The organism is Klebsiella sp. 141198, from assembly GCF_050600785.1.
Classification (GTDB): Bacteria; Pseudomonadota; Gammaproteobacteria; order Enterobacterales; family Enterobacteriaceae; genus Klebsiella; species Klebsiella aerogenes.
On sequence record NZ_JAQIRM010000001.1, the window covers coordinates 278507 to 292424 of the forward strand.

The following is a 13918-nucleotide window of genomic DNA, read 5'->3' on the forward strand; positions in this document are numbered from 1 at the left end:
CTATGTCTCGAAATACTGAAGCAACTGACGATGTCAAAAGCTGGACCGGCGGCCCGCTCAACTATAAAGAAGGCTTTTTTACCCAGCTACAAACCGATGAGCTGGCCAAAGGCATCAACGAAGAGGTGGTGCGCGCGATCTCCGCTCGTCGTAATGAACCGGAGTGGATGCTCGAATTTCGTCTCAACGCCTTTAGGGCGTGGCAGGAGATGGAAGAACCGCACTGGCTGAAAGCGCATTACGATAAGCTCAATTATCAGGATTATAGCTACTACTCGGCGCCATCCTGCGGCAACTGCGACGATACCTGTGCCTCCGAACCCGGCGCGGTGCAGCAAACCGGGGCGAACACTTTCCTGACAAATGAAGTCGAGGAAGCCTTTAACCTGCTCGGCGTACCGGTACGCGAAGGCAAAGAAGTCGCGGTGGACGCTATTTTCGACTCGGTATCGGTGGCGACCACCTATCGCGAGAAGCTGGCGGAGCAGGGGATCATCTTCTGCTCCTTTGGCGAAGCGATTCACGATCATCCGGAACTGGTGAAAAAGTACCTCGGCACCGTAGTGCCGGGCAACGACAACTTTTTCGCCGCGCTGAACGCCGCGGTCGCTTCCGATGGCACCTTTATCTACGTGCCGAAAGGCGTGCGTTGTCCGATGGAGCTGTCGACCTATTTCCGCATCAACGCCGAGAAAACCGGCCAGTTTGAACGTACGATTCTGGTCGCCGACGAGGGTAGCTACGTGAGCTATATCGAAGGCTGCTCGGCACCGGTTCGCGACAGCTACCAGCTGCATGCGGCGGTGGTTGAAGTCATCATTCATAAAGATGCGGAAGTGAAGTACTCCACCGTGCAGAACTGGTTCCCCGGCGACAACAATACCGGCGGTATCCTTAATTTCGTCACCAAGCGCGCGCTGTGCGAAGGCGAAAACAGCAAGATGTCGTGGACCCAATCGGAAACCGGCTCAGCCATTACCTGGAAATACCCGAGCTGTATTCTGCGCGGCGATAACTCGATCGGCGAATTCTTCTCGGTGGCGCTAACCAGCGGCCATCAGCAGGCGGATACCGGGACCAAAATGATTCATATCGGCAAGAACACCCGTTCGACCATTATCTCGAAAGGGATCTCCGCCGGCCACAGCCAGAATAGCTATCGCGGGCTGGTCAAAATTATGCCGACCGCGACGAACGCCCGGAACTTCACCCAGTGCGATTCGATGCTGATCGGCCCGGACTGCGGGGCGCATACCTTCCCGTACGTCGAATGCCGCAATAACAGCGCCCAGCTGGAACACGAAGCCACCACCTCGCGGATTGGTGAAGACCAGCTGTTCTACTGCCTGCAGCGGGGTATTAGTGAAGATGACGCGATCTCGATGATCGTCAATGGATTCTGTAAGGACGTGTTCTCAGAATTGCCGCTGGAGTTCGCCGTCGAAGCGCAAAAATTGCTGGCTATTAGCCTTGAACATAGCGTCGGCTGATAATTAAGGAAAAAAGATGTTAAGTATTAAAGATTTGCAAGTCGCCGTTGAAGACAAAGAGATCCTGCGCGGGCTGAACCTTGAGGTACGCCCCGGTGAAGTCCACGCGATCATGGGCCCTAACGGCTCAGGGAAAAGTACGCTCTCGGCGACGCTCGCCGGACGGGAGGATTACGAAGTCACCGGCGGCAGCGTCGAGTTTAAGGGAAAAGACCTGCTCGAACTCGCCCCGGAGGATCGCGCCGGGGAGGGCATTTTTATGGCTTTCCAGTATCCGGTGGAAATCCCCGGCGTCAGTAATCAGTTTTTCCTGCAAACCGCGCTCAACGCCGTACGCGGCTATCGCGGCCTGGAGGCGCTGGATCGTTTCGATTTCCAGGATTTAATGGAAGAGAAGATCAAACTGCTGAAGATGCCGGAAGATCTGCTGACCCGTTCGGTGAACGTCGGTTTCTCTGGCGGCGAGAAAAAACGCAACGATATTCTGCAAATGGCGGTGCTTGAGCCTGAGCTGTGTATTCTGGATGAATCGGATTCCGGACTGGATATTGATGCCCTGAAGATTGTTTCGGAGGGGGTTAACTCGCTGCGTGACGGTAAACGAGCCTTTATTATCGTCACCCACTATCAGCGTATCCTTGATTACATCAAACCGGATTATGTCCACGTGCTGTATCAGGGGCGAATCGTCAAGTCGGGCGATTTCACTCTGGTTAAACAACTGGAGGAGCAGGGCTATGGCTGGCTTAGCGAACAGCAGTAACGCGCTGCAGCAGTGGCATCATCTGTTTGAAGCTCACGGCGAAGAACGCGCGCCGCAGGCCAATCAGCATCTGCAACAGCTGTTGCGTCTGGGGTTGCCGACGCGCAAACATGAAAACTGGAAATACACCCCGCTGGATACGCTGCTAAGCGGCACTTTTGTTGCACGTTCGGCGACGCTCAGCGTGGCGCAGCGCGACGCGCTGGCGCTCAACCTCGACGCCTGGCGGATGGTGTTTATTGATGGCCGCTTCAGCCCGGCGCTCAGCGACGATCTCGCCGCTAGCGGTTTTGACGTTAGCGTTGGTAACCAGCGCCAGCATCTGCCGGACGCGGTACAGCCGGAAGTGTTTCTTCATCTCACCGAAAGTCTGGCGCAGACGGTAACCCGCATCGACGTGAAGCGCAATCAGCGTCCGGAGAAACCGCTGTTGCTGATGCATATTACCAGCGGACTGGCAGGCGACGAGCTTAATACCGCTCACTATCGCCATCATCTGGCGTTGGAGAGCGGGGCGCAGGCGACCATCATCGAGCACTATATTAGCCTTGATGAGCAGCGGCATTTCACCGGCGGACGCCTGACCATGGCAGTGGCGGATAACGCCCATCTGCAGCATATCAAGCTGGCGTTTGAAAATGGGCAAAGCTACCACTTCGCCCATAACGATCTGCTGCTTGGCCGTGATGCTTCGGCATTCAGCAGCAGCTTCCTGCTGGGCGGCGCGGTGTTACGACACCATACCAGCACCCGTCTGGCTGGTGAAAACAGCAATCTGCGCATTAACTCGCTGGCGATGCCGGTGAAAAACGAGGTCTGCGACAGCCGTACCTGGCTCGATCACCGCGTTGGCTACTGCAACAGCCGTCAACTACACAAAACCATCGTCAGCGATAAGGGGCGGGCGGTATTTAATGGCCTGATTAACGTCGCGAAACACGCGCTGAAAACCGATGGTCAGATGACCAATAACAATCTGTTGTTGGGAAGGCTGGCGGAAGTCGATACCAAACCGCAGCTGGAAATTTACGCCGACGACGTCAAATGCAGCCACGGCGCCACCGTCGGACGTATTGATGACGAACAGCTGTTCTATCTGCGCTCGCGTGGTATCGATCAACAGGCGGCGCAGCAGATGATCCTTTACGCCTTCGCCGCCGAGCTTACTGAAGCCATTAGCGATGATGCGCTGAAACAACAGGTGCTGGCGCGTATTGGCAAGCGCCTGCCGGGAGGAGATGCATGACATTTTCAGTGGAACGCCTGCGCGCCGATTTCCCGGTGCTGAGCCGTGAGGTTAATGGTCAGCCGCTGGTCTATCTCGATAGCGCCGCCAGCGCGCAGAAACCGGAAGCGGTGATTAACGCAGAAGCCGAGTTTTACCGCCACGGTTACGCTGCCGTCCATCGTGGTATCCACACGCTGAGCGCCGAAGCGACGGCGCGGATGGAGCAGGTACGCCAGCAGGCGGCCGTTTTTCTTAATGCCCGTTCGCCGGAAGAGCTGGTATTCGTACGGGGTACCACCGAAGGCATCAACCTGGTAGCCAATAGCTGGGGCGGGGCTAACGTCGGGGCCGGCGATAATATCATCGTCAGCGAAATGGAACATCACGCCAATATCGTGCCGTGGCAGATGCTCTGCGCCCGCGTCGGCGCCGAGCTACGAGTGATCCCGCTCAACCAGGACGGAACCCTACAGCTCGATGTTATCCCTGGCCTGTTTGACGACCGCACCCGGCTGCTGGCGATAACCCAGGTGTCGAACGTGCTGGGGACGGAAAACCCGCTATCGGCGCTGATCCCGCTGGCGCATCAGCATGGCGCGAAGGTGCTGGTGGATGGCGCGCAGGCGGTGATGCATCACCCGGTGGATGTGCAGGCGCTGGATTGTGATTTTTACGTCTTCTCGGCGCATAAGCTGTACGGGCCGACCGGTATTGGCGTGCTATATGCCAAAGAAGTGTTGCTGCAGGAGATGCCGCCGTGGGAAGGGGGCGGGTCGATGATTGCTACCGTCAGCCTGAAGGAGGGCACCACCTGGGCGAAGGCGCCGTGGCGCTTTGAAGCCGGTACGCCGAATACCGGGGGAATTATCGGCCTCGGCGCCGCGCTGGACTATGTTAGCCAGATTGGGCTTGAGCAGATTGGCGAATATGAGCAGACATTAATGCGTTATGCCCTGCAGGAGCTGAAAAAGGTGCCGGATTTGGCGCTTTACGGCCCGCAACATCGGTTGGGCGTCATCGCTTTTAATCTCGGGAAACATCATGCCTACGATGTCGGCAGTTTTCTTGATAACTACGGCATCGCGGTGCGCACCGGTCACCACTGCGCGATGCCGCTGATGGCGTTCTATCAGGTGCCGGCGATGTGCCGGGCGTCGCTGGCGATGTACAATACGATGGAAGAGGTGGATCGGCTGGTGGCCGGGCTGCAGCGGATCCACAAATTACTGGGTTAAAGGACGCGAATATGGCGGCATTACCAGACAAAGACAAATTGCTGCGCAACTTTTCTCGCTGCGCTAACTGGGAAGAGAAGTATCTCTACATCATTGAACTCGGCCAGCGCCTGGCGCCGCTCAGCGCGGAAGAACACATCGCGCAGAACATTATTCAGGGCTGCCAAAGCCAGGTGTGGATCGTGATGGAGCAGGAGCCATCCGGCGTGATTACCCTACGCGGCGATAGCGATGCGGCCATCGTCAAAGGGCTGATTGCGGTAGTATTCATCCTTTATGACCGCATGACCGCGCAGGATATTAGCGAATTCGATGTACGCCCGTGGTTTGAAAAAATGGCGTTGACCCAACATCTTACCCCCTCCCGCTCGCAGGGCCTTGAAGCGATGATCCGCGCAATTCGCGCGAAAGCCGCAAATCTTAGCTAGAATAAACAGGTAGATTTCATTCTGTTACGTGCGACGAAGGCGAACGCTTTCGTCGCCGCGCAGATCCTGGCGTTTTATCAGCGAAAGAAGGAATCTCAGTATGAAACGCGCGTCTCTCATCACGATGACCCTTCTCGCAGCTCTGAGCGCGCAGCACGGCGCCTGGGCTGTCGATTATCCACTTCCCCCTGCCAACAGCCGTTTGATTGGCCAAAACCAATACTGGACGGTACAGGAAGGGGATCGCAACCTGCAGGCTATCGCCCGCCACTTCGACACGGCGGCGATGCTGATTCTTGAAGCCAACGATACGATTGCGCCGGTGCAGCCGAAGCCGGGCACACGGGTCTTAATCCCATCGCAGATGCTGCTGCCGGATGTCCCGCGTGAAGGCATTGTCGTCAACCTGGCCGAGCTCCGGCTGTACTATTTCCCGCCGGGGCAAAATCAGGTGCAGGTTTATCCGCTCGGCATTGGCCAGTTAGGGCTGGAAACGCCGGAGATGACCACCCGCGTCGGGCAGAAAATCCCTAACCCGACCTGGACGCCGACTGCCGGTATTCGCGCGCGCTCGCTGGAGAAGGGTATTAAGCTGCCGCCGGTGATCCCCGCCGGGCCCAATAACCCATTAGGCCGCTACGCGCTGCGACTGGCCTACGGTAACGGCGAGTATCTGATCCACGGTACCAACGCGCCTGATAGCGTCGGGCTACGGGTGAGTTCCGGCTGTATGCGAATGAACGCTGACGACATTAAGGCGCTGTTCAGCCAGGTCCGCGCGGGCACGCCGGTACGGATTATCAATCAGCCGGTGAAGTTTGCGGTAGAACCCGATGGTAAACGCTATGTAGAGGTCCACAGGCCGCTTTCGCAAACTGAAGGGGAAAATACCCGGACAATCTCTTACACGCTTCCTGCCGCGTTTCAGGCCTTTTCTGACGATAAAGCGGTGGATGACCTGCAGCTGAAAAAAGCGCTGTCGCGAAGAGCGGGATATCCGGTGGTGGTTTCTGAAGGGGCGGGCAGCGCGACGACCGAGCTGTCAGCGCAGAATAGCCAGCAGAATGACACTAAACTGACGCAGTAGGGTAAAACAACAGGCAAAAAAAATGGCGCACAATGTGCGCCATTTTTATTACCAGAACTCTTACTTACGGTAAGAGTGAGCCTGGTTGTCCAGACGCTGGTTAGCGCGAGCTGCGTCGTCTTTAGCAGCCTGAACGTCAGAACGCATTGCGTTCACGTCGTTGCTCAGCTGGTCAACTTTAGCGTTCAGAGTCTGAACGTCAGAAGACAGCTGATCGATTTTAGCATTGCTGGAGCAACCAGCCAGCAGAGTAGAACCCAGGATTACCGCGCCCAGTACCAGTTTAGTACGATTCATTATTAATACCCTCTAGATTGAGTTAATCTCCATGTAGCGTTACAAGTATTACACAAACTTTTTTGGGATGAGAATATTTTTTTTATCCGAATGCACTTATTTTTGATCGTTCGCTCAAAGAAGCATCGAATTCGTCGATTTGGTTTAAAAAGCGCTGTGAAAACAGAAGGCTTCCATCGGATTCATCTTAGATAATCTCTTATTAAATAGTAAAATCCGATTTGCATTTTTATTAAGAACAGCTAGGGAATGAATAAAAAAAAGCGCCCCAGAGGAGCGCTTTAAAAAAAGATAAAATAACCTGTAAATTATTACAGCACGTGCACGGAGGCTGTGTTGGTGGTGCCGCTTGGAACCAGCGCGCCAGAAACCATCACAACCACGTCGCCTTTACGCGCCAGGCCGCTCTGCAGCGCCAGCTCTTTACCCAGGTGGTAGAAATCATCAGTAGAGGCGATCTCTTTCACCAGCTGCGGTACCACGCCTTTGCTCAGGACTAACTGACGAGCGGTGGTTTCGTTGGTGGTCAACGCAAGGATGGTGGCGTCCGGGAAGTATTTACGCACGGCGCGTGCGGATTTACCGCCCTGGGTGGCGACGACAATCAGCGGCGCTTCAAGTTTCTCAGCGGTTTCAACTGCGCCGCGGCAAACCGCTTCGGTAATGCGCAGTTTGCGGTTGTCGTTGTTGTAATCCAGGCGGCTGGTCATCACGCGGTCGGTACGCTCGCAGATGGTCGCCATAATGGTAACGGCTTCCAGCGGGTATTTACCTTTCGCGGATTCGCCGGACAGCATTACGGCGTCGGTGCCGTCGAGGATGGCGTTAGCGACGTCGCCTGCTTCAGCGCGGGTCGGACGCGGGTTTTTGATCATGGAATCCAGCATCTGGGTCGCGGTAATAACGACTTTGCGCGCGCGGATACATTTTTCGATGATCATCTTCTGCGCGAAGATAACTTCTTCTACCGGGATTTCAACGCCCATATCGCCACGAGCAACCATGATGCCGTCAGACGCTTCGAGGATTTCGTCGAAGTTGTTCAGGCCTTCCTGGTTTTCGATTTTGGAGATGATCTGGATGTTTTCGCCGCCGTGCGCCTTCAGGTGCTCGCGGATTTCAACCACGTCAGAACGTTTACGGATAAAGGAAGCGGCTACGAAATCAACGCCTTGCTCACAACCGAAGATCAGGTCCTGCTTGTCTTTTTCAGCCAGCGCCGGCAGAGCGATAGAAACGCCCGGCAGGTTAACGCCTTTGTTCTCGCCGAGGTCGCCGTTGTTCAGCACTTTACAGATAACTTTGTTACCTTCGATCGCGGTCACTTCCATACCGATCAGACCATCGTCGACCAGCACGGTGTTGCCGACGCTCAGGTCGGTGGTGAAGCCTTCGTAGGTCACCGCAACGATTTCATTGTTGCCGATTACGGATTTATCAGTGGTGAAGGTAAAGGTCTGGCCCGCTTTCAGGGAGACGTCGTTGCCGCCTTCCAGCTTGATGGTGCGGATTTCCGGCCCTTTGGTGTCCAGCAGGATTGCGGCTTTCTTACCGGTTTTGTTCATCACATTGCGCAGGTTCTGGATGCGCTGACCGTGTTCCGCATAGTCGCCGTGAGAGAAGTTCAGACGCATGACGTTCATGCCCGCGTCCAGCATTTTGGTCAACATCTCTTCGGATTCGGTTTTCGGACCGATGGTGCAAACAATTTTGGTCTTTTTCATGACAGTCTTAGTCTTTAAGTTGTGAAGGATATGGAAATCTCGCTCCGAGGGCGCACTGCCGCGGAGTCAAACCTGTGTTACGAAAGTTGCAATGCCACGCTCTAAGGATAGGTGACAACAAAAGAGCGTGCAGAAGAATGTGTGCTGGCGGTTCAGCCCATGAAAAGTGGCAATGTTTTGTACGTTTTTTTGTGCAGTCCAATGCGCTGAAACCATTCAAGAAAGAATCGAGGCGCATTATACGCTGCCGAAACGAAAAAGGAAAATAAAAACGGCGTTTCATTTTTAATGTGATTAATGTAACAAAATTCACACGATTCGCTCGCGAAGCTGCAACACACTTTTGCCGCTGCGGATCAGATTAAACGGTGTTTTATCATATTTACAAACCTATTAAAGGCAGTAAAACGCTTCATTGAGTGGAAAAAAATAGCGCAGTTTGCTTTATTATAAAATCGTATCAATAATGAATTGATTGATAATGATAATTTACGAGTCTTAATAATGGGAAATAAAGCGAAAGACGACGAGCTCTATCAGGAAATGTGCCGCGTAGTGGGTAAGGTGGTATTGGAAATGCGCGATCTTGGCCAACAGCCAAAACATATTGTTATCGCCGGTGTCGTACGCACCGCGCTGGCAAATAACAAAATTGAACGTTCAGCGCTGACCCGCGAGGCGATGGAAAGGGTGATTCACGCGTTATCGGGGCACTAAACGTCGCGCCCCAACATAAGCAGCGCTTAAGAGATTACGAACCTAATCACCGCTTTTACCGCGATTTCGCAGTGGTGCGAGACCATCTCTTCGTCGTCGATTTCTGGCAGCGGATCGTCGAGATACAGGCTGCTGAAAGTATAAAAATTCGATACCTGATAGAAGCTAAAACTACTGATCAGCCTATGCACGTCGCGCGCTTGCAGACCAGCCTGGAAAATCCCCTGTTGCTGGCCGCGTTGCAGAATATCTTCGATAATCGACAGCGCGGTACGGTTAAGCGGCTTCAGCTCTTCTGAACCTTTCAACCACTTGCCGCGCTGCATGTTTTCCATGCAGATAACCCGCATGTAGTCGGCGTGAGTGGCGTGATAGCGCACGCTCCATTTCACCAATTGCACCAGCGCCTCAACCGGCGGCAGGTGCTCCAACCCCAGCTGTTGCTCCGTTTCACGGATCCGCGCATACACATGTTGCAGTACCGCCTGGTACAGCTGCTCTTTGCTCTTGAAGTAGTAGACCACCATGCGTTTGGTGGTTTGCGCCTCGATGGCGATCTGCTCCATACGCGCGCCGGGAAGGCCATATTCGGCAAACACGGTAATGGCGGCGGCGAAGATGCGCTCCTTCAGGGATTGTGCTTCATCATGAGCAATGAGGGACATAACGACTCCTTTTTCTGTGGAGACAAAAAATACACATATTGATCACAATTCAGCAACCAAATCTGGCGCCTGTGAACCAAATGATACATAGTCAGTGCTCATGTCGATTGATGACCCGAGGACTCTTATGTTGCGTTCCATCGCTACCGTTTCGATATCCGGTACTTTACCCGAAAAGCTGCATGCTATTGCTGCGGCCGGTTATCAGGGCGTTGAAATCTTTGAAAACGATCTGCTCTATTATACGGGCACGCCGCGCGATATTCGCAACCTTGCCGCTGAATTAGGGCTAAAAATCACGCTTTTTCAGCCCTTTCGCGATTTCGAGGGCGCCAGCCGCGCGCAGTTTGCCGCTAACCTGCAGCGGGCTAAGCGGAAATTCGCTCTGATGCATGAATTAGGCTGCAATACCATGCTGCTCTGTAGCAATGTCCAGCCGGACTGTTCCGGCGATATCGAACTACAGGTCGCCGACCTGCGCATGCTGGCCGATCTTGCCGAGCAGGAAGGGATCGTCATTGGCTACGAAGCGCTGGCGTGGGGAACCCACGTTAACCGCTGGCGTCAGGCATGGGAACGGGTGCAGCGGGTGAACAGCCCGGCGATGGGCATCGTCCTTGATAGCTTCCATATTCTGTCGCTCGGGGATGATCTACAAGGACTTGCCGAGGTGCCGGTTGAGAAAATCACCTTCCTGCAGCTGGCTGACGCGCCGTTGATGAAGATGGATGTTCTCGAATGGAGCCGTCATTTCCGCTGCTTCCCGGGCCAGGGGCAACTGCCGCTGGTGGATTTCGCCCGTGAACTGACCCTCTGCGGCTATCGCGGACCCTGGTCGCTGGAGATATTCAATGACGGCTTTCGCGCCTCACCCAACGGCGCCACGGCAAAAGATGGCTACCGGTCGTTGCTGTGGCTCGAGGAGCAGACCCATCGGCAGCTTGCCGATTGCGATGCGGCGTTATTTTCACCACCTGCGCTACCGCGCTATGACGGTCTGGAATTTATTGAGTTCGCCGCCAGTCCGGCGGAGTCTATCGCGCTTGGCCAGCGCCTGACGCAGTTGGGTTTTAAGCTCCAGGGCAAGCATCGGTCTAAGCAGGTTGCGCTCTGGCGCAATGGTGAGGCGCGGGTGATTGTTAACGCGCAGCCGCACAGCTGGGCCGACCATTTTCATCAGCGCCACGGCATCTCGTTGTGCGCAATGGCGCTGCGGGTGAGCCACAGCGCGCCGGTTGTGGAGCGCGCCCGCGCCTACGGTTATGCCACCTGGCAGGGGGATGCCGGGCCTAATGAGAGTTCGATCCCGGCGGTTTGCGCCCCGGATGGCAGCCTGATCTACCTGGTTGAAACCGGTGACGACATCTACGCCCGCGATTTTCATTTACAGGCAGCAGCGCCGCGCGACGATTACAGCGGTATTGACCATCTGGCGTTAGGCATGGAGGCCGACAGCCGCGACAACTGGATTATCTTTTTCCGTACGGTTTTCGGCTTCAGTCTCGAACATGAACAGACGCTGCCCGATCCATACGGCCTGGTACGCAGCCTGGCGGTTCATAGTCCGCAGGGCGATATCCGTCTGGCGCTGAATATTTCGCAAAGTCGAGCCACGCAGATTGCGCGGTCGGTCGCCTGTTATCAGGGCGCCGGGCTACAGCACGCCGCTTTCGCCTGTCGCGATTTACCCGCAACGCTCGAAAGTCTGCCGCAGGCCGCGCTGAGCGCGCTGCCGATCCCGGCGAATTACTATGAGGATCTGCTGGCGCGCTTCGGGGGAGAGCCGCAGGTAGAGACGCTGCAACGCCTGCAAATCCTCTATGACCGTGACGCCCACGGCGGCGAATTCCTGCATCTCTATACCCGGCCATTCGCGGCGGGGCGCTTCTTCTTCGAATTAACCGAACGGCGCGACGGTTACGCCCAGTACGGCGCGGTGAATGCCGCTGTCCGCCTTTCGGCCATGCAGTACAGCTAAACGTAGCAAATGGTTCACAACACGACATCGCAAACACAATAACAACATTCATCTGTACTCAAGACAGGACACGACTATGAACTCTTATAGCCATAACCAGGCGACGGCGGCGGATACCGCGACCATCGTGCCTCGCTCCCGGCGGCGTATCGGGATCCTGGCGCTGCTGGCCGTCGGCACGATGATTAACTATCTCGACCGCACGGTGCTTGGCATCGCCGCGCCGAGACTGACCGCCGAGCTCGGCATTGATGCCGCCATTATGGGAATTGTTTTTTCGGCCTTTGCATGGACCTACGCGCTGGCGCAAATTCCCGGCGGTATTTTCCTCGATCGTTTCGGCAATAAGGTGACCTATTTCCTCTCATTGGCGCTGTGGTCGCTGTTCACCTTATTTCACGGTATGGCGATTGGCTTAAAAACGCTATTGCTGTGCCGCTTCGGTCTTGGCGTCAGTGAAGCGCCCTGTTTTCCGGTCAACAGCAGGGTAGTGAGTACCTGGTTTCCGCAGCAGGAGCGCGCGAAGGCCACGGCGGTCTACACCGTCGGTGAATATCTCGGGCTGGCCTGTTTCTCGCCGCTGCTGTTCTGGATTATGGGCAGCTTCGGCTGGCGCGCGCTGTTTATCAGCGTCGGGGTTGTTGGCATCCTGTTCGCGCTGGTCTGGTGGCGTTGCTACCGCGAACCCCATCAGGACAGTCGCCTGAGCGACAGTGAACGCGAACATATTCTTCGCGGCGGCGGGCTGGCTAGCGCGCAGCGGCAAAAAAACGCTTTTAGCTGGCCGCTGGTGCGCCAACTGTTGGCAAAACGACAGGTGATTGGCGCCAGCGTGGGTCAATTCGCTGGTAATACCGTGCTGGTCTTCTTTCTGACCTGGTTTCCAACCTACCTGGCGACCGAGCGCCACATGGCATGGTTGAAAGTGGGCTTCTTCGCCATCCTGCCGTTCCTCGCCGCGGCGGGAGGCGTGCTGTTTGGCGGCTGGCTCTCCGACAAGCTATTGAAAGCCACCGGTTCGGCCAATCTGGCGCGTAAGTTGCCTATCGTCGTCGGGCTGATGATGGCCAGCAGCATTATTTCCGCCAACTGGCTGCCGAGCGACCTGGCGGTGATCCTGATGATGTCTTTTGCCTTTTTCGGTCAGGGTATGGTTGGCCTCGGCTGGACGCTAATCTCCGATATCGCGCCGCAGGGGCTTGGCGGGATAACCGCCGGCATCTTTAATTTCTGTACCAATCTGGCGGGGATCCTCACGCCGCTGATTATCGGTTTTATCGTTGCCGCTTCCGGTAGTTTCTTCTACGCGCTGGTCTATATCGGCGGCGCGGCGCTGCTTGGCGTAGTGGCCTATCTGTTTATTCTTGGCGATGTTAAACGCATCGAACTTTCGCAGTAACGACAGGAGTAAGGCATGATCATTAGTGGTCATACGCGGCTGATAGCGCATCTTGGTTATCCGACCGCTAGTTTTAAAGCGCCGATGATTTATAACCCATGGCTGTCCCATTGTGAGGCGGACGTCAAAGTGGTGCCGATGGGGGTGAAACCAGCGGATTACGCGGCGCTGGTGCCAGCGCTGTTTTCCATGACGAATATCGTCGGCGCGCTGGTCACCATGCCGCATAAAATGGCTACCTGCGGGCTGGTAGACCAGCTGAGCCTGACGGCGGCAATCGCTGGCGCCTGTAATGCCATCCGTCGCGAAGTCGATGGCAGCCTGCGCGGCGATATGTTCGATGGCGAAGGTTTTGTTCTGGGGATTAAGCGCAAGGGCTTTCAACCACAAGGGGCGAGAGCGCTGGTGATCGGCTGCGGCGGCGTCGGCTCGGCGATTGCCGCGTCGCTGGCGGCCGCAGGGGTCAGTACCTTGACGCTGTTCGACACCTGTGAAGCCGCCGCCGAGGCGCTGGCGGAGCGGCTGCATCAGCACTATCCACGTCTGGAGCTCGTCCTGATGCAGCGCGATCCCATCGCGCAGGATCTGGTGGTCAACGCCACGCCGCTGGGTATGAAAGCGGATGATCCGCTACCGCTGGACGTTTCGCGCCTGTCGCCGCGCACCTGGGTTGGCGAGGTGGTGATGAGTGTTGAATACACTCCGCTACTGCGGGCGGCGCAGACGTTGGGGTGCCCGATTCAGCGCGGTACCGATATGCTATTCGAGATGATCCCGGCCTATCTCGAGTTCTTCCAACTCCCGGTGGCGACGCCGGAACAACTGCGCGAACGGGCCGAAATTCGCTACTGAATCAGCAAAAAAGGCGTTACCCTAGCGTTATGTTTTTGTCTTTATAGCGATTCGT

At 55.8% G+C, this 13918-nt stretch carries 14 protein-coding genes and 1 pseudogene; 11 read left to right on the plus strand and 4 right to left on the minus strand.

Annotation, left to right across the window (positions count from 1 at the left end; translation table 11 throughout):
* Positions 1-2 precede the first annotated feature (2 nt).
* The 6 genes from sufB to ldtE all read left to right on the plus strand — a co-directional run bounded on the left by sufB (position 3) and on the right by ldtE (position 6231).
* Positions 3-1490, plus strand: a complete 1488-nt coding sequence (gene sufB / locus PGR10_RS01365; RefSeq protein WP_113374145.1) for a Fe-S cluster assembly protein SufB — start codon at positions 3-5, stop codon at positions 1488-1490.
* A gap of 16 nt (positions 1491-1506) precedes the next feature.
* Positions 1507-2253 (plus strand): Fe-S cluster assembly ATPase SufC, encoded by a 747-nt coding sequence (gene sufC / locus PGR10_RS01370; RefSeq protein ID WP_047050190.1) that lies wholly within the window; start codon positions 1507-1509, stop codon positions 2251-2253.
* Positions 2228-3499, plus strand: a complete 1272-nt coding sequence (sufD, locus tag PGR10_RS01375) for a Fe-S cluster assembly protein SufD (protein ID WP_430922782.1) — start codon at positions 2228-2230, stop codon at positions 3497-3499. Before sufC ends, sufD begins: the two co-directional genes overlap by 26 nt.
* Positions 3496-4716 (plus strand): cysteine desulfurase SufS, encoded by a 1221-nt coding sequence (gene sufS, locus PGR10_RS01380; protein WP_430922783.1) that lies wholly within the window; start codon positions 3496-3498, stop codon positions 4714-4716. Before sufD ends, sufS begins: the two co-directional genes overlap by 4 nt.
* 11 nt (positions 4717-4727) lie before the next feature.
* A complete protein-coding gene (sufE, locus tag PGR10_RS01385) occupies positions 4728-5144 on the plus strand; it encodes a cysteine desulfuration protein SufE (RefSeq protein WP_015705132.1) in 417 nt (138 codons plus the stop codon).
* 100 nt (positions 5145-5244) lie between these two features.
* The gene (gene ldtE / locus PGR10_RS01390) at positions 5245-6231 is read left to right on the plus strand and encodes a L,D-transpeptidase LdtE (RefSeq protein WP_087857911.1); all 987 of its coding nucleotides are present in this window, start codon (positions 5245-5247) and stop codon (positions 6229-6231) included.
* Between the two features lie 60 nt (positions 6232-6291).
* On the opposite strand, the gene PGR10_RS01395 is transcribed toward ldtE, so the two are convergent.
* The 3 genes and pseudogenes from PGR10_RS01395 to PGR10_RS01405 all read right to left on the minus strand — a co-directional run.
* On the minus strand, positions 6292-6528 hold the full coding sequence (locus tag PGR10_RS01395; protein ID WP_002908860.1) for a major outer membrane lipoprotein: 237 nt from the start codon (positions 6526-6528) through the stop codon (positions 6292-6294).
* Between the two features lie 311 nt (positions 6529-6839).
* Positions 6840-8252 (minus strand): pyruvate kinase PykF, encoded by a 1413-nt coding sequence (pykF, locus tag PGR10_RS01400; protein ID WP_047056319.1) that lies wholly within the window; start codon positions 8250-8252, stop codon positions 6840-6842.
* Positions 8253-8259: 7 nt separating this feature from the next.
* A pseudogene (locus tag PGR10_RS01405) lies at positions 8260-8394 on the minus strand (hypothetical protein); the annotation flags it as partial.
* Between PGR10_RS01405 and PGR10_RS01410 the strand changes: the two are divergent.
* Together PGR10_RS01410 and fumD are read left to right on the plus strand one after the other, a co-directional pair.
* Positions 8390-8521 (plus strand): hypothetical protein, encoded by a 132-nt coding sequence (locus PGR10_RS01410; protein ID WP_161799851.1) that lies wholly within the window; start codon positions 8390-8392, stop codon positions 8519-8521. The pseudogene PGR10_RS01405 and the gene PGR10_RS01410 overlap by 5 nt on opposite strands.
* 235 nt (positions 8522-8756) lie before the next feature.
* Positions 8757-8969, plus strand: coding sequence for a fumarate hydratase FumD (gene fumD, locus PGR10_RS01415; RefSeq protein ID WP_087857910.1), 213 nt, complete (start codon positions 8757-8759; stop codon positions 8967-8969).
* Positions 8970-8995: 26 nt separating this feature from the next.
* On the opposite strand, the gene PGR10_RS01420 is transcribed toward fumD, so the two are convergent.
* Entirely contained in the window at positions 8996-9634 is a 639-nt protein-coding gene (locus PGR10_RS01420) for a TetR family transcriptional regulator (RefSeq protein ID WP_087857909.1), read from the minus strand.
* A 127-nt stretch (positions 9635-9761) separates the two neighbouring features.
* Here PGR10_RS01420 and PGR10_RS01425 point away from each other — a divergent pair, with 127 nt between their 5' ends.
* The 3 genes from PGR10_RS01425 (at position 9762) to PGR10_RS01435 (ending at position 13863) form a co-directional block, all read left to right on the plus strand.
* Positions 9762-11612 (plus strand): bifunctional sugar phosphate isomerase/epimerase/4-hydroxyphenylpyruvate dioxygenase family protein, encoded by a 1851-nt coding sequence (locus tag PGR10_RS01425; protein WP_271031875.1) that lies wholly within the window; start codon positions 9762-9764, stop codon positions 11610-11612.
* Between the two features lie 76 nt (positions 11613-11688).
* Positions 11689-13011 (plus strand): MFS transporter, encoded by a 1323-nt coding sequence (locus tag PGR10_RS01430; RefSeq protein WP_213793758.1) that lies wholly within the window; start codon positions 11689-11691, stop codon positions 13009-13011.
* Positions 13012-13026: 15 nt separating this feature from the next.
* Positions 13027-13863 (plus strand): shikimate dehydrogenase family protein, encoded by an 837-nt coding sequence (locus PGR10_RS01435; RefSeq protein ID WP_213793757.1) that lies wholly within the window; start codon positions 13027-13029, stop codon positions 13861-13863.
* Positions 13864-13918 lie beyond the last annotated feature (55 nt).